At 73.8% G+C, this 14,610-nt stretch carries 13 protein-coding genes and 1 pseudogene; 9 read left to right on the forward strand and 5 right to left on the reverse strand.

Features of this window, described 5'->3' with window-relative positions:
* Window positions 1–31 precede the first annotated feature (31 nt).
* Window positions 32–358, reverse strand: a pseudogene (locus ABD284_RS23395) (DUF397 domain-containing protein); the annotation flags it as partial.
* A gap of 717 nt (window positions 359–1,075) precedes the next feature.
* On the opposite strand from ABD284_RS23395, the gene ABD284_RS23400 reads away from it, so the two are divergent.
* Window positions 1,076–3,604, forward strand: coding sequence for an alpha-L-arabinofuranosidase C-terminal domain-containing protein (locus ABD284_RS23400; RefSeq protein ID WP_344147735.1), 2,529 nt, complete (start codon window positions 1,076–1,078; stop codon window positions 3,602–3,604).
* A gap of 150 nt (window positions 3,605–3,754) precedes the next feature.
* On the opposite strand, the gene ABD284_RS23405 is transcribed toward ABD284_RS23400, so the two are convergent.
* The gene (locus ABD284_RS23405; RefSeq protein WP_344147738.1) at window positions 3,755–4,456 is read right to left on the reverse strand and encodes a TetR/AcrR family transcriptional regulator C-terminal domain-containing protein; all 702 of its coding nucleotides are present in this window, start codon (window positions 4,454–4,456) and stop codon (window positions 3,755–3,757) included.
* A gap of 82 nt (window positions 4,457–4,538) precedes the next feature.
* Here ABD284_RS23405 and ABD284_RS23410 point away from each other — a divergent pair, with 82 nt between their 5' ends.
* Window positions 4,539–5,042, forward strand: coding sequence for a nitroreductase/quinone reductase family protein (locus ABD284_RS23410; RefSeq protein ID WP_344147741.1), 504 nt, complete (start codon window positions 4,539–4,541; stop codon window positions 5,040–5,042).
* A gap of 512 nt (window positions 5,043–5,554) precedes the next feature.
* Here the strand turns inward: ABD284_RS23410 and ABD284_RS23415 are convergent.
* Together ABD284_RS23415 and aztA are read right to left on the reverse strand one after the other, a co-directional pair.
* Window positions 5,555–6,574, reverse strand: coding sequence for a uroporphyrinogen decarboxylase family protein (locus ABD284_RS23415; protein ID WP_344147744.1), 1,020 nt, complete (start codon window positions 6,572–6,574; stop codon window positions 5,555–5,557).
* A 148-nt stretch (window positions 6,575–6,722) separates the two neighbouring features.
* On the reverse strand, window positions 6,723–7,418 hold the full coding sequence (aztA, locus tag ABD284_RS23420) for a zinc ABC transporter ATP-binding protein AztA (RefSeq protein WP_386699029.1): 696 nt from the start codon (window positions 7,416–7,418) through the stop codon (window positions 6,723–6,725).
* A 49-nt stretch (window positions 7,419–7,467) separates the two neighbouring features.
* Here aztA and aztB point away from each other — a divergent pair, with 49 nt between their 5' ends.
* From aztB to ABD284_RS23450, 6 genes are all read left to right on the forward strand, one after another.
* Window positions 7,468–8,385 carry a zinc ABC transporter permease AztB gene (aztB, locus tag ABD284_RS23425; protein ID WP_344147747.1) on the forward strand — a complete coding sequence of 306 codons (918 nt, stop codon included), beginning with the start codon at window positions 7,468–7,470 and terminating at the stop codon, window positions 8,383–8,385.
* Window positions 8,382–9,566, forward strand: a complete 1,185-nt coding sequence (locus ABD284_RS23430; protein ID WP_344147875.1) for a PQQ-binding-like beta-propeller repeat protein — start codon at window positions 8,382–8,384, stop codon at window positions 9,564–9,566. The genes aztB and ABD284_RS23430 overlap by 4 nt, the downstream gene beginning before the upstream one ends.
* An 89-nt stretch (window positions 9,567–9,655) precedes the next feature.
* The gene (gene aztC / locus ABD284_RS23435) at window positions 9,656–10,558 is read left to right on the forward strand and encodes a zinc ABC transporter substrate-binding protein AztC (protein WP_344147750.1); all 903 of its coding nucleotides are present in this window, start codon (window positions 9,656–9,658) and stop codon (window positions 10,556–10,558) included.
* 103 nt (window positions 10,559–10,661) lie between these two features.
* Window positions 10,662–11,858, forward strand: a complete 1,197-nt coding sequence (aztD, locus tag ABD284_RS23440; RefSeq protein WP_344147753.1) for a zinc metallochaperone AztD — start codon at window positions 10,662–10,664, stop codon at window positions 11,856–11,858.
* 489 nt (window positions 11,859–12,347) lie between these two features.
* Window positions 12,348–12,845 carry a DUF2975 domain-containing protein gene (locus tag ABD284_RS23445; RefSeq protein WP_344147756.1) on the forward strand — a complete coding sequence of 166 codons (498 nt, stop codon included), beginning with the start codon at window positions 12,348–12,350 and terminating at the stop codon, window positions 12,843–12,845.
* Complete coding sequence (locus tag ABD284_RS23450) at window positions 12,845–13,126, forward strand: helix-turn-helix domain-containing protein (protein ID WP_344147759.1); 282 nt, start codon at window positions 12,845–12,847, stop codon at window positions 13,124–13,126. The genes ABD284_RS23445 and ABD284_RS23450 overlap by 1 nt, the downstream gene beginning before the upstream one ends.
* Before the next feature lie 95 nt (window positions 13,127–13,221).
* Here the strand turns inward: ABD284_RS23450 and ABD284_RS23455 are convergent, their stop codons facing one another.
* Entirely contained in the window at window positions 13,222–14,067 is an 846-nt protein-coding gene (locus tag ABD284_RS23455) for an SDR family oxidoreductase (RefSeq protein WP_344147762.1), read from the reverse strand.
* Between the two features lie 77 nt (window positions 14,068–14,144).
* On the opposite strand from ABD284_RS23455, the gene ABD284_RS23460 reads away from it, so the two are divergent.
* Window positions 14,145–14,567 (forward strand): MerR family transcriptional regulator, encoded by a 423-nt coding sequence (locus ABD284_RS23460; protein WP_344147765.1) that lies wholly within the window; start codon window positions 14,145–14,147, stop codon window positions 14,565–14,567.
* Window positions 14,568–14,610: the final 43 nt, after the last annotated feature.

Genomic DNA, 14,610 nt, shown 5'->3' on the forward strand with positions numbered 1-14,610 from the left:
GGCTATGAAGGCGTGCCAGGAGTCGGCGGGGGAAGGACAGGCGGCCGAGCTCCCGGTGCCGGGTGTCGCCAAGGTGCACTCGGCGTCCGGCGTCGGCCACCTCGACGCAGTTGCCACCGCGGGCGCCGCTGCAGCTGGACGTGTGCCAGCCGAAATCACGGATCTCATTCAGTCCCGTGTACTGAAGAAGGAAGTCGCCGGACCCGTCTGGAGAGAGCGCAACCGAACGTCGTGCACCGAAGCGCAACGTAAATCGCGGGACTTCCCCTGTGTCGGTGATCACCTGTCCGCTCCCGGGGATCGCGGCGCAAGCCGGGTCTCGCCGTTGCTCATGCCCAGCACCTGGGACGCCGTCCATCGCTGCGTGCACGCCTCTTGCGAAGGGAAGACCGCGCTGACGGGCGGGGCCCGGCCACCGCCGATCCGACGGGTCGGTCGCGCGGCCCTCAACGCCGGGTCCGACGAGACGGCCTCGACCCCGCCCGGGTCGTGTCGCTGCGCGGCGCGGCTCCTCGGCTCCGCGGTGGCGGGGGCGGAAGCGGTCCGTACGAGTCCGCCCCCACGGCGGGGCCGGGGTTTCGGTCCCCGGCCTGCCCGCCGGGTTTCGCGGCCGGGTCCCGGGCGCGCTGCGCCGGCCGGTTCCGCCCTGTCGAGTGCGGTCACCGAGCGAACACCCCTTGACACCCGCGTGTCACCGGGGCACTATCTAGAACACTATTTCCGCTAGATGAACTTTCTCCGTTGCGACAAAGAATGTTAGCGCTAACATTCAGATGGATAAATCGGGGCCGGCCTGCCGCGGGACGCGTGCGGCCGCTCTCCGACCGTGCGCGCCAGTTTCCCCGGGATTTCCCGGTTCGACGCTGACCGACCATTCCCGGACCCCTTTCCTTCTACCTCCTCTTCCGGAACACCTGCGCGGAAAACCGGATACGCGGCGTGCGAACCGCGGTCCGCTCTGTTCTCGGCGGCGCGGTGTGCGCCCGCGGCGACCGCTCCCTGCTCTGGGCCCCCGACCGACCCCCGCACCCGCCGGCCCGCTTCGGCCGGCGGTACACCCCCCATCGGAGGAGACTTGCGAGCCAACCGAAGGAGAACGGCGGCCGCCACGAGTGCGCTGCTCGCCGGCGTACTGTGCGCCGTCCCGGCGGCGGCGCCCGCATCGGCCGCGACCGAGTACGGCATCGACGTCGACACCGCAGCCGCCGGCCCGCAGATCAGCGACCGGATGTACGGCATCTTCCTGGAGGACATCAACCACGCCGCCGACGGCGGCCTGTATGCCGAGCTCGTGCAGAACCGCTCGTTCGAATACAGCACCGCCGACAACGAGAACTACACCCCGATGACCTCCTGGGAGGAGGTCGCCACCGGAAACGCCGCAGGAAACGCGAAAGTCGTGAACGACGACGGCCGGCTGCACGAGCGGAACCGCAACTACCTGCGGCTCGCGCTTCCCGCGGACGGCGGCGAATACGGCGTGGTGAACAGCGGGTATTCCACCGGAATCACCGTCTCCGAAGGAAAGAGGTACGACTTCTCCGTGTGGGCCAAGGCCCCCGGAAGGGGTGCGACACCGCTGAGGGTCCGGCTCCGCGACGCGCAGGGCGAGCCGCTGGCCGAGCCGCTCACGCTCGACGCCGACGAGCGCGGCTGGGCCCGCTACTCCGGAACGCTGACCGCCTCCTCCTCCAGCACCACCGGCCGGCTCGCCGTCACCGGAAGCGGCGGCGGGTCGCTCAGCCTGGACATGGTCTCGCTGTTCCCGCGCGACACCTTCAAGGGCCGCGAGAACGGCCTGCGCGAGGACATCGCGCAGAAGATCGCCGCACTCGACCCCGGCTTCGTGCGCTTCCCCGGGGGCTGCCTGGTCAACACCGGCAGCCACGAGGCCTACGAGGGCCCCGACTGGCCGCGGGAGCGGTCCTACCAGTGGAAGGACACCGTCGGCCCGGTCGAGGAGCGCGCCGCCAACCACAACTTCTGGGGCTACAACCAGTCCTACGGCCTGGGGTACTACGAGTACTTCCAGTTCGCCGAGGACCTCGGCGCGATGCCGCTGCCGGTCGTGCCGGCCATGGTCACCGGCTGCGGCGAGAACCGGGCCACCGACGCCCCGGAGCTGCTGCAGCGCCACATCCAGGACACCCTGGACCTGATCGAGTTCGCCAACGGGCCCGCCGACTCCGCGTGGGGCTCGCTGCGCGCCGAGATGGGACACCCCGAGCCCTTCGGCCTGACCCACGTGCAGGTCGGCAACGAGGAGAACCTGCCCGACGCCTTCTTCGAGCGGTTCGCGAAGTTCCGCGGGGCGATCGAGGCCGAGTACCCCGGAATCACGGTGATCGGCAACTCCGGACCGGCCTCGGGCGGCACCGTCTTCGAGCGGGCCTGGGAGCTGAACCGGCAGCACGACGTGGAGCTGGTCGACGAGCACTACTACAACTCGCCCGAGTGGTTCCTGTCCAACAACGAGCGCTACGACTCCTACGACCGCGAAGGCCCCAAGGTCTACCTGGGCGAGTTCGCCTCGCAGGGCAACCGGTTCTCCAACGCCCTGGCCGAGGCCGCCTACATGACCGGGCTGGAGCGCAACGCCGACGTGGTCGAGATGGCCTCCTACGCCCCGCTGCTGGCGGCCGCGTGGGACACCCAGTGGACCCCCGACATGATCTGGTTCGACAACAGCACCACGTGGGGCTCGGCCAACTACGAGGTGCAGCGGCTGTTCTCCGCCAACACCGGCGACAGCGTGGTGCCCAGCACCGCGACCGGCACACCCGGCGCCGCCGGCCCGATCACCGGCGCCGTGGGGCTGTCCACCTGGAACACCAGTGCCGAGTACGACGACGTCCGGGTGACCTCCGCCGAGGGCGAGACGCTGCTCAGCGACGACTTCTCGTCCGGCGCGGACGGGTGGACCCACATCACCGGCGCCGGGACCTGGGCCGTCGAGAACGGCGCCTACGTCCAGACCGAGACGACCGGCGAGAACACGATGGTCACCGCAGGGGACTCCGGCTGGACGGACTACGACCTGGAGGTGACCGCGACCAAGCGCGAGGGCGCCGAGGGCTTCCTCATCGGGTTCGGCGTGCGGGGCACCGACGACTACTACTGGTGGAACCTCGGCGGGTGGAACAACACCCAGTCCGCGGTCGAGCGCACCTCCGGCGGCGCGAAGAGCCTGGTCGTCTCCGACGACACCACCATCGAGGCCGGGCGCGCCTACGACATCCGCGTCGAGGTGCGCGGGCGCGACGCCACCCTCTACCTCGACGGTGAGAAGTGGGGCGGCTTCACCGCGCCGACACCGGAACCGTTCCGCCAGGTCGTCACCCGCGACGAGCGGACCGGCGAGCTGATCGTCAAGGTCGTCAACGCACAGGGCGAGGCGGCCCGCACCTCGATCGACCTGGGCGGCGCCCGGGTGGAGCCGACCGCCGAGCTGACCGTCCTCTCGGCCGACCCGGCCGCGGAGAACACGGCGGACGACCGCCCCGTCAGCCCGGAGACCTCCACGATCGAGGGAGCGGACTCCTCGTTCATCCACACCTTCCCGGCGCACTCGGTCACCGTCATGCGCCTCACGCCGCAGGACTGATCCCCGTGGACCCCGCCCGCCGGGCACCGGGCAGGAGCCGGTGCCCGGCGGGCGGCCTGCGTTCGCCCGGGCGGCCCCACCGCGGGGACGCCTCGGCACCGCCGGGAACGGAGGCTCGGACAGCAGCCGCCCCGGCAGCGGTGGGGGCGTCTACGCGCCGCCGCTTCGGCTGCGCCGTTCCGCCATCGCCTCGACGCCGGACATGAGCAGGTCGAGGCCGAAGGCGTAATGGGAGTTGGGGTCGTCGCACGCGCTCAAGGGGGCGGCGGCCTCCACGAGGCGCGGGTAGCGCGCGGGCGGAAGCGACTCCAGGAAGCCGCGGACGCGCCGGCGCTCGTCCGTCTCGCCGGGCTCGTCGGGGGCGGCCCCTTCGCGCGCCCGCACGACGAGGTCGGTGACGGTGCTCAGCGCGTGCCGGGCGACCTGTGTCGCCTCGGTGGGCGAGAACCCCGCCTCCCTGAGGTCGCCGAGCATCGCCTCGGTGGTGCGCAGGCCGCTTTCGGAGGTCGTTCTGCGGCTCGCCACGAGGGGAGCGGCGCGGGGGTGGGTGCGCAGCACGGCGACCATGGACTCCAGCAGCGCCCGCAGCCGCGGCCGCCACGCGCCGGCGGGCCGCCGCACCTCCGCGTCGATCTTCTCGTGCAGCCGGTCGGCCATGCCGTCCAGCAGCTCGTCCTTGCTGCGGAAGTGCCAGTAGAGCGCCATCGGCGTGACGCCGAGCTCGTGCGCCAGCCGGCGGATCGTGACGGCCTCAAGCCCCGCCGAATCGGCGAGCGCGAGCGCCCCCTCGGCGACCGCGCCCGGGGTGAGGGTCGCCCTGTCCGCTGCGTCCGTGCGCCTGCGCTGAGCCATCGATTGACGATCGTACAGCGTACAGTCTAGCCTCCGTATCGTACTAAGTACATGTACAGTGTTCTAAGAGGGGGAGGCGGGTATGGCGGCGAGCCTGAAGAGGTGGTTCTACCGCGGCGGGCGGCCCAACCGCGCGGCGCGCGCCATCGACCGGTGGACGGGGAGGCTTTACGCGCTCGGTATCGCCCCGAACCGCCTGGTCGTCCTTGAGGTGGCCGGGAGGCGCACGGGCCGGACCGTCGCGACGCCGCTCGTCATGGCCGTGGTCGGCGGCGAGCGCCACCTGGTGTCGATGCTCGGCGAGGGGTCGAACTGGGTGCGCAACGTGCGAGCGGCGGGCGGTGCCGCGGTGCTGCGCCACGGCCGCCGGGAGGAGGTGTGCCTCGACGAGGTCGCGCCCGAGCACCGCGCCGCGGTGCTGCGGGCCTACCTGAAGCGGGCGCCCAACGCCCGCGTGCACGTGCCGGTCGCGGCCGATGCGCCGGAGGCGGAGTTCGCGCGGGTGGCGCCCCTGTTCCCGGTGTTCCGCGCAACCCCCGCCGCGCCGCCGCCCCACGACCCGGAGCCCACTCCCGGCACACGCTGAGCCTCGCCCGGCCGGCGGCCCCCGCTGCGCAGTGGGCCCGGCCGTGCTCGGGAAGCCGAACCCGGTCCCGCACCCCGGGGCTCCGGGGTGCGGGACCGCCGCGAACCGGTGAACCCACGCACGCCACGGGTCCTGCCGCCGGCTCAGCCCTGCGGGGTAGGTAGGTGGACGCGTTCGCCGGACGTGCCGAAGACGCCGGGGACCGCGACGGGTCCGCGTCCTGTTGCGCCGAACCCGTGCGGGATCCGGCGGTCGGCCCCGGTCGCTTCGTCGGCGCCCACGACGAAGCCATGGTCGCCGGGTTTCACACCGAGCCGCCCCTCGCAGGATGTCGCGCCATTGCTCGCCTTGTGTTCGCACGTGCGCATCCTCATCGCGGTCCGGAACGGCCATCGTGAGGCGATGTCCGCCCTGCCGGCGCGACAGGCGACCGGGCCGGTGCGGCCCGCGGCGAACCGGCGGGCGAGCGCCGCGCCGGCCCCCGAGGGCGCCGCCGCGCGAAGGAGCCGGGGTCAGTGGCGCCGGCGCAGCTCCGCGGCCGCCGCGGTGAGGGAGCGGAGCTTGCCCAGGGCCGACTCGCGCGGCAGGTACTTCATGCCGCAGTCGGGGGCGAGCACGAGCCGCTCCGGTGACACGTGGTCCAGGGCCCGTTCGGCGCGCTCGACCACGGTCCGGGGTGGTTCCACCTCCGGGGTCGACAGGTCGAGGACCCCGAGGACGACGGTCTTGTCCGGCAGCCGCCGCAGCACGGAGCAGTCCAGCCCGGACTGGGCGGTCTCGATCGAGACCTGGTCCACCGGGCAGTCGGCGAGTTCGGGAAGGAAGGAGTAGGCCTCGGGGCGCTCGTGGATGATCGCCGCGTAGCCGAAGCAGATGTGCACCGCCGTGGTGCCCGGGGCGCCGCGCAGCGCCCGGTCGAGCGCCTCGATGCCGTACTCCCGCGCCGCCTCGGCGCGCGCCTGCAGGTAGGGCTCGTCGAGCTGGACGATGTCGGCCCCGGCGGCGAACGCCTCGTGCAGCTCCTCGTTGACCGCCGCGGCGTAGTCCATCGCCATCGCGCGGGTGTCGGCGTAGTGGTCGTTCTGTGCCTGCTGGGCCATCGTGAACGGGCCCGGGACGGTGATCTTGATCTTTCGGTCGGTGACTCCGCGCAGGTAGGCGGTGTCCTTCGCGGCCCGTCCCGCGCCGCGGCGGATCGGCCCCACCACCCGCGGTACGGAGGTGGGTTCGCCGCTGCGGTCCAGCGCTGTGCCGGGTCGGTCCACGTCCACTCCCGCCAGCAGGGTCGCGAAGTGGTTGGAGTAACTTTCGCGCCGCACCTCGCCGTCGGTGACGATGTCCAGTCCCGCGGCGTGCTGGTCGTGCACGGCGAGCACGGTCGCGTCGCGGAAGGCCTCCTCGCGCAGGTCCTCGTCGACGCGCCACAGCTCGCGCGCCCGCACCCGCGGCGGGAACCGCCCTTTCAGCTTGTCGCGGTCGATCAGCCAGTCCGGCTGCGGGTAGCTCCCGACCAGCGAGGCGGGAAACAGCACGGCGCTCTCCCTCCGACGGCGCAGGCCCCGGAGCCGTCCCGCTCGGTCGATCCGGTCGGTCGATCCGGCGGGCGCCCCGCGCGACCGGGCACCCTGAGCCTAGGCAACCCGGGACCGCCGCACAACGGGTCTGCACGGCCCGCGTCGGCTACACCGCCGCCCCCCGGTCCGCGCTCGCGCGGTGCTCCCGCTCGGGGGCCTCGGGGGCAAGGCGGCCTTCGCGCAGGTGGAGGCGGTGGTCGGCCCTGCGCGCGGCCTGCGGGTCGTGGGTGGCGTGCAGGACGGTCACCCCGTCGGCGCACAGGTCCTCCAGGATGGCGGGTATCGCCTCCTGGGTCGCCGCGTCCAGGCCGGTGGCGGGCTCGTCGAGGAGTAGCAGGTCGGAGCGCTGCGCCAGTCCCTGGGCGAGCAGGGTGCGCTGCCGCTGGCCGCCCGAGAGGGAGCCCAGCGGACGCGCCGCCAGGTCGGCGATGCCCAGCCGCTCCATGCAGTCCGCGACGATCGCCCGGTCCGCTGCGGTGAGCCGCCGCCACAGGCCCCGGTGCGCCCACCGCCCCATGGCCACGGCCTCCCGCACGGTCACGGGCAGGGAGTCGGGGACCGCGCTGTGCTGCACCACCAGGGCCGGCCGCTCGGTGTGGAACCGCTCGACCGCGCCGGAGGCGGGGGCGTGCACCCCCGCGACGACGCCCAGCAGCGTCGACTTGCCCGACCCGTTGGCTCCCAGCAGCGCCGTCACGCGGCGCGCGGGCACGGCGGCGGTCACCTCCCGGAGGACGGTGGTGGGGCCGTAAGCGGCGCAGACCGCGCGCAGCGCGACGGCGGCGTGTGTGCTGTGCTGCACGTTGCCTCCCTATTGACATTGATAATCATTTTCATTGTACGGTCGTCGCATGGACTGGTTGACCGAACCGTTCGCGGTGTCATTCGTCGCACGGGCGCTGCTGGCGGGACTCCTGGTCGCGAGCGCCTGCGCGCTCGCCGGGACCTGGGTGGTGCTGCGCGGCATGGCGTTCCTCGGCGACGCGATGTCGCACGGCATGCTGCCCGGGGTGGCGCTGGCCTCCCTGCTGGGCGGCAGCCTGTTCCTCGGCGCTGCGGCCAGCGCCGTCGCGATGGCCCTGGGCGTCGCCGCCGTGACCCGCTGGTCCCGGATATCCCAGGACACCGGAATCGGACTGCTGTTCGTCGGGATGCTCTCCCTCGGCGTGATCATCGTGTCCTACTCGCAGTCCTTCGCGGTCGACCTCACCGGGTTCCTCTTCGGCGACGTGCTGGCGGTGCGCCCCCGCGACCTCCTCGTGCTCGCCCTGGCGGCGGCCGCCGCCGCGGCGGTCTCCCTGCTGGGCCACCGCGCCTTCGTCGCCCTGGCGTTCGACCCCCGCAAGGCCCGGACACTGGGCCTGCGCCCGCGCCTGGCCCATGCGGCGACGCTCGGCCTGGTCACCCTCGCGATCGTGGCGTCCTTCCACGTCGTGGGCACGCTGCTGGTCTTCGGACTGCTGATCGCGCCTCCCGCGGCGATGGCGCTGTGGGCGCGGCGGATCCCCGTGGTGATGCTCGGCGCCGCCCTCATCGGATCGGCGGCGACCTTCGCCGGCCTGCTCGTCTCCTGGCACCTGGGAACCGCGGCCGGCGCGACCATCGCGGCGGTCGCCGTGGTCGTGTTCTTCCTCTCCGCCCTGGCGGCGCGCCTGCGCGACCTGCGTCCCGGAGCCGCGCCGCCCCCCTTCGGCCCGCCCCCTGAGCAGCCCCCCGAACCGGCAGGTCCCCGAACCATCCCCGAACAGGAGTACGAGTGCACACGATGATGGGAAGCAGAGCCGGAGCGGCCCTGGCCCTGGCCGCCGGCGGGCTCATGGCCGCGGGATGCGGCGGTGGCGCGGCCGAACCGTCCGGCGGGGAGGAGTCCGCGCCGCACGGCCACGTCGAGGGCGCCCGCGAGGCCGCGGAGCCGCAGTGGCGGCTGGTCCTGGCCGACACCGCGGCCGGCTCCCTGCACACTCTCGACCCCGCGACCGAGAAGGCCGCCCGGGTCGGCGAGGCGGCGGGAGCCGAGGAGGCCGCGACCGACGGCCGCTTCGCCTACTTCTCCTCCGGCGGCTCGACCACCGTCCTGGACAGCGGGGCCTGGACCGTCGACCACGGCGACCACGTGCACTACTACACCGCCGAGCCCGCGGTCCTCGGCGAGGTCGCGACCGGCAGCGGCCTGCGGGCCGCGGCGGACAAGGCCGTCAGCGCCCTCGTCTCCGACGCCGGGATCCGCTTCCTCGACCGCGCGGCCTTGGCGGACGGCGAGGTCGTCCGCACCGCCGCCGACCTCGGCGGCGCGGCGGCCCTGCCCTACGGCGAGCGGCTGGTGGTGGCCGGCCGGGACGGCTCCGTGCGCGTCTTCGACCGCTCCGGCGCGTCCGCCGCGGCCGCAATCGCCGAGGACTGCCCCGACCCGCGCGGCCAGGCGGTCACCCGGCGCGGCGCGGTCATCGGCTGCTCCGACGGCGCCCTGGTCGTGACCGGCGAGGGCGGCTCCCTGAAGGCCGAGAAGATCGCCTACCCCGACGAGGGGGCCGACCCCGTCCGCTCGTTCCACCACCGACCGGGAGCCCCGGTGCTCGCGGGGGCGGCGGGCGACGGCGGCGTGTGGGTGCTCGACGTCGCGGCGGGGGAGTGGACCCTGCTCGACACCGGCCCCGCCGCCGCTGTGAGCGCGGCGGGCGAGCAGATGCCGGTCCTGGTCCTGGGCGAGGACGGGCGGCTGAGCGCCTACGACCCCGCGACCGGCGAGAGGACCGCGCAAAACCGCCTCATGGACGCCGAGACCGCGGGCGCCTCCCCGGCTCCGTCCCTCACGGTCGACACCGCCCGCGCCTACGTCAACGACCCCGCGGCCGACGCGGTCTACGAGGTCGACTACAACGACGACCTGCGCCTGGCGCGCACCTTCGACCTCGCGTTCAGCCCCGACCTGATGGTGGAGACGGGATGGTGAGCGCGACGCCCGCGAAGCCGCGGCTCCCGGTCCCAGCGCGCGCGGGCCGGCGGCACCGGACCCGCCGCCCCGCACGGCGCGCGGCCGCCGTGCTGCCGGCGCTGCTGCTCGTGCTCGCACCGGCCGCCCTCTCCGGGTGCGCGGCGTTCGGCGCGCAGCGCTCCGGCATCGTCGTCACCACCAACATCCTCGGCGACGTCGTGCGCAACGTCGTCGGCGACCAGGCCGAGGTCACCGTCCTGATGGGCCCCAACGCCGATCCGCACTCCTTCGGCGTCTCCGCGCGGCAGGCCGCCGAGCTCCAGGACGCCGAGCTCGTCGTCTACAACGGCCTCGGCTTGGAGGAGGGCGTGCTGCGCAACGTCGAGGCGGCCGAGGAGGCGGGCGCCCCGTCCCTCGCCGTCGCCGAGGGGGTCGACCCGATCGGCTTCTCCGGCGGCGACACCGCCGGCGAGCCCGACCCGCACTTCTGGACCGACCCGGTCCGCGTCGAGAGGGCTGCCGGCCTCATCGCCGACGAGGTGGTCGACAGCGTCGACGGCGTCGACGCCGATGCGGTGCGCGCCAACGCCGAGGACTACCGCGGGCGGGTCGACCGGCTGCACGAGCGGGCGAAGGAGCGCTTCTCGGAGATCCCGCCGGAGCGGCGCAAGCTCGTCACCGACCACCACGTCTTCGGCTACCTGGCCCAGCGGTACGGCTTCGAGGTCGTCGGCGCGGTCGTCCCCAGCGGCACCACGCTGGCCTCGCCGAGCAGCTCCGATCTGAAGTCCCTGGCCGACGCGGTCCGCGCGGCCGGCGTGCCCGCGGTCTTCGCCGACTCCTCCAGACCCGACCGCCTGGCCCGGGTGATGGCCGATGAGGCCGGAGTCGACGTCGCGGTGGTGCCGCTGTACTCCGAGTCCCTCACCGCCGAGGGCGGTGGAGCCGCGACCTACCTGCAGATGGCGCGCAGCAACACCGACGACATCGCCGACGCCCTCACCGGCTGAGCGGCCCGCAGCCGCTCGGACCCCGGCGACTCCGCCCCCGCACCCCCCGCACGAAAGGGCGGCCCCAGCGGCCCCCGTCCCCTAAGAGAAACGGAAGGCACCCATGCGAGACGAACTCCGCCGACCGCGGCGGCGCCGATCACGCGCCGCGCTGTCGGTACCGGCCGCCGTGGCGGCCCTCGGCCTGGCCGCGACCGCGTGCGGCCAGGCCGCAGGACCGGACGGCGGCGCCGAGGAGGCCGCCAACACGGCCGCGAAGGTGGACGACGCCCTCGTCGCCACCTACGACGGCGGCGTCTACGTGATCGACGGCACGACGCTGGAGGTCGTCGAGGACCTCCGGCTGGACGGGTTCAACCGGCTCAACCCGGCGGGCGACGGGCGGCACGTGCTCGTGTCGACGTCATCGGGCTTCCGCGTCCTCGACGCCGCGGGCGCCGAGCTGACCGACGCCGAGTTCGAGGCGTCCAAGCCCGGCCACGTCGTGCGCCACGCCGGGAAGACGGTCCTGTTCGCCGACGGCTCCGGCGAGGTTACCTCCTTCGACCCCGGCGAGCTGGGGGAGGGGCTGCCCGAGGCCGAGACCCACACCACCGAGCACGCCCACCACGGGGTCGCGGTCGCGCTGGAGGGCGGCGGCCTGGCGACGACCATCGGGGACGAGGAGGAGCGCACCGGCGTCCGCATCCTCGACGCCGACGGCGAGGAGACCGCCCGCAACGAGAGGTGCCCCGGTGTGCACGGCGAGGAGACCGCCCGCGGCGGGGCCCTGCTGTTCGGCTGCGAGGACGGGGCGCTGGTCTACTCCGGCGGCGGGTTCACCAAGATCGACAGCCCGGACGACTACGGCCGCATCGGAAACCAGGCCGGGCACGAGGACTCCCGCTACGTGCTGGGCGACTACAAGACCGACCCCGAAGCCGAGCTGGAGCGCCCCGAGCGGGTGTCCGTCCTCGACACCGCCGAGCCCACGCTGGAGCTCGTCGACCTGGGCACCAGCTACAGCTTCCGCTCCCTGGGCCGGGGGCCCGACGGCGAGGCGCTGGTCCTGGGCACCGACGGCGCGGTCCACGTGATCGACCCCGCGGCCGCCGAGGTCACCGACTCCTTCCCGGTCATCGGGGAGTGGCGGGAGCCCCTGGAGTGGCAGCAGCCGCGCCCCACACTGTTCGTGCGCGGCGCCACGGCCTACGTGACCGACCCGGGTGAGAAGCGGCTCTACGCCGTCGACCTCGGATCCGGACAGGTGCGCACGGAGGCCGCACTGCCGGAGGCCCTCAACGAGATCACCGGCGTCTGAGGGCCGGGCGGCCGCGCGGGCGCGCCCCGCCCGCGCGGCCGCCGTGCGGCGGGACCGCCCCGGCGGCCGCGCGCCGCGCCGGCTGCACCGCAGGCCCAGCCGGGCCTGCGGCTCCGCGCGTTCCTCCACCCCTCCACGTCCGCGTCCAACCTGGCGCAGCGCCCTCGCCGACCCTTCGCCGAGCAAGCGCCGCGCTGCCGGAGACGCGCGCGACCCCTGGCACCTCACCGGCGCCGGCGACTCCAGGGTGCACGCCGGCGCCGAGGACGCCCGCACGCTCCGGCGGCTCATGCCGCACCGGCTTCACCGCGGGCGCGGAGTGATCCGCGTGCGGACGAACCCCGATCTTCCAGCACCGGCCCGGCCGCCTGGCGGCCGGCCGAGCTGTGGTCGCCACGCGCGCGAGCCGTCGTGCAGACCGCCTCGACCGGTTGCCGTGTCTATCGAGTTTCGATAGGTTATTATCGTAAGTCGATTGAAGGAGGGGTGATGGGAAAACTGACGGTGCTTGCGCTGCGCGCCGTGCTCGCAGCGCTGCTCGCGGGCTCGGTGTTCTTCGAGGCGGTGATGGTGCCGCTGCTGGCCGCCGATCTGCAGGGGCTTGCTGCGGAGTACGCCTACCTGCGGATACCGCTCCTGGTGATCGTGGTCCTGGGGGCCGTGTCGGTCCAGGTCGTCCTGGTCTGCGTGTGGCGGCTGGTGACGATGGTCCGCCGCGGAACGGTCTTCTCCGACTCCGCATTCCGCTACGTGCACGTCGTGATCGGCGCGTTCGTCGCGGCCGCCCTGCTGGTCTTCACGCTCGGGTTCCTGCTGGCGCCGGGCGAGGCCGTGGCCCCGGGCGTCGTCTTGCTGCTGGGCGGGTTGGGCGTGGCGATCCTGGGCGTGGCCCTCATCGTGCTCGTGCTGCGGATGCTGCTCGCCCAGGCCATCGCACGCGACGTCGAGGCCGATCGGATGCGGGCCGAGCTCGACGAGGTGATCTGATGCCGATCGTCGTCGACATCGACGTGCTGCTGGCCAAGCGGAAGATGTCCGTGGGCGAGCTGGCGGAGCGCGTCGGGATCACGCCCGCCAACCTGGCGGTACTCAAGAACGGCCGGGCCAAGGCGGTGCGCTTCGCGACGCTCGCCGCGCTCTGCGAGGCGCTGGAGTGCCAGCCCGGGGACCTGCTGCGCTGGGAGGCCGGCCCTCCCGCCGACGCCGGCGGCACGCCCGCCGCCAACGCCGCCAACGCCCCCGATGCCGCGGACGCGATGGACGCGTGAGGCGCTCCGCCTGCGCCGCGGCGCACCCGCACCCTGCGCCGCGGCGCAGGCGGAGCGCCGGAGCCAAGCGGGCGTCCGCCTGGCTCCGGACCCGGTCAGATGCCGGCCGGGTCCTCCTGGACCGCCACCGAGAGCGCGGTGTCGCGGTGGGCGTCCAGCTCGGCCAGGCGCGCCGTGAGCGAGGCCCGTACGTGGGCGTAGGTGTCGCTGCCCAGCGGCAGCCGCAGCGGCGCGGTCTCGCCGTCGGCCGAGTCGATCATGGCCTGGGCGATCCGCTCCGGGTCGTTGGGGAGCCGGAAGGTGCCCTCCGCCAGCGCCCGGCGCGTGTCGCCCGCGGGCCCCGCGTCGTACTCCGGCATCACCGGCGCCGTGGCCAGGGCGCCGCCGAACCCGGTGGGGGTGGCTCCCGGCTCGACGATGGTGAGGCCGATGCCGAAGGGCGCGATCTCCTGCGCGACGGTCTCGCAGAAGCCCTCGATGCCCCACTTCGAGGCGTGGTAGTAGGAGAAGTTCGGGTAGGTCGTCTGCCCGCCGGACGTGGAGACCTGGAGGATGCGTCCGTGCCCCTGCCTGCGCAGGTGCGGCAGCGCGGCGCGGATCACCCGGACGGAGCCGAGCAGGTTGGTCTCGACGACGCGGCGGATCTGCTCGTCGGAGGCCTCCTCCACCGACGCGAAGACGCCGTGGCCCGCGTTGTTGACGACGACGTCGACCGTGCCGAGGGCCGCGAAGGCCTCGTCGACGGCCTGCTGGACCTGGTGCCGGTCCTCGACGTCGAGCCGGGCGCTCCACAACCGGTCGCCGTACTCGGCCCGCAGGTCCTGCACTGCCTCCGGCCTGCGGGCGGTCGCGGCGACCCGGTCGCCGCGGGCGAGCAGCCGCTCGGTGAGCAGGCGCCCGAACCCGGAGGAGGTACCCGTGATGAACCATGTCTTCGTCACGTTGCGTCCCTTCGATCGCTGTACCGGTGACGCTACGAATTCGAGTCGACTCGAAGTCAACCGCGTAGGCTGGCGGCATGGCCGTCACCGAGGAGACGCTCAGCATCGGGACCGTGAGCGCCCGCACCGGACTGTCCGCGCACACGCTCCGCTTCTACGAGCAGGAGGGCCTGTTCGTCGATCCGGTCCGCCGCGACAGCGCGGGGCGCCGGATGTTCACCCATCGCGAGGTGGAGTGGCTGCGGGTCTGCGTCAGACTGCGCGAGACCGGCATGTCCCTGCCCGACATCCGGCGCTACGTCGAGCTGGTCCGGCGGGGGCCGGGCACCGAACAGGAGCGGTTCGCGCTGCTGCGCGGCCACGAGGCGAAGGTCCGCCGCCAGGTGGCGCAGCTGCAGGAGTCCCTCGGCGTCATCGAGGCCAAGGTCGCGACCTACGCGCGCCACCTGGAACAGGGAACGGCCGACGGGCTGTGGCGCGAGGGCCCCGAGTGCGACTGACCGGCGCACAGCGCGGCCGGACCGCCTGCGGCTGAGCCCGGCT

The sequence above is a fragment of the Streptomonospora arabica genome, assembly GCF_039531585.1.
GTDB classification, from domain to species: domain Bacteria; phylum Actinomycetota; class Actinomycetes; order Streptosporangiales; family Streptosporangiaceae; genus Streptomonospora; species Streptomonospora halophila.

Excerpts from the sequence above, each read along its gene's own strand:
- ABD284_RS23405 (WP_344147738.1), bottom strand. The coding sequence starts at position 4,456 with ATGGCTCAGCGCAGGCGCACGGACGCAGCGGACAGGGCGACCCTCACC.
- ABD284_RS23410 (WP_344147741.1), top strand. The coding sequence starts at position 4,539 with ATGGCGGCGAGCCTGAAGAGGTGGTTCTACCGCGGCGGGCGGCCCAAC.
- aztB (WP_344147747.1), top strand. The coding sequence starts at position 7,468 with ATGGACTGGTTGACCGAACCGTTCGCGGTGTCATTCGTCGCACGGGCG.
- ABD284_RS23430 (WP_344147875.1), top strand. The coding sequence starts at position 8,382 with ATGATGGGAAGCAGAGCCGGAGCGGCCCTGGCCCTGGCCGCCGGCGGG.
- aztD (WP_344147753.1), top strand. The coding sequence starts at position 10,662 with ATGCGAGACGAACTCCGCCGACCGCGGCGGCGCCGATCACGCGCCGCG.
- ABD284_RS23445 (WP_344147756.1), top strand. The coding sequence starts at position 12,348 with ATGGGAAAACTGACGGTGCTTGCGCTGCGCGCCGTGCTCGCAGCGCTG.
- ABD284_RS23450 (WP_344147759.1), top strand. The coding sequence starts at position 12,845 with ATGCCGATCGTCGTCGACATCGACGTGCTGCTGGCCAAGCGGAAGATG.
- ABD284_RS23460 (WP_344147765.1), top strand. The coding sequence starts at position 14,145 with ATGGCCGTCACCGAGGAGACGCTCAGCATCGGGACCGTGAGCGCCCGC.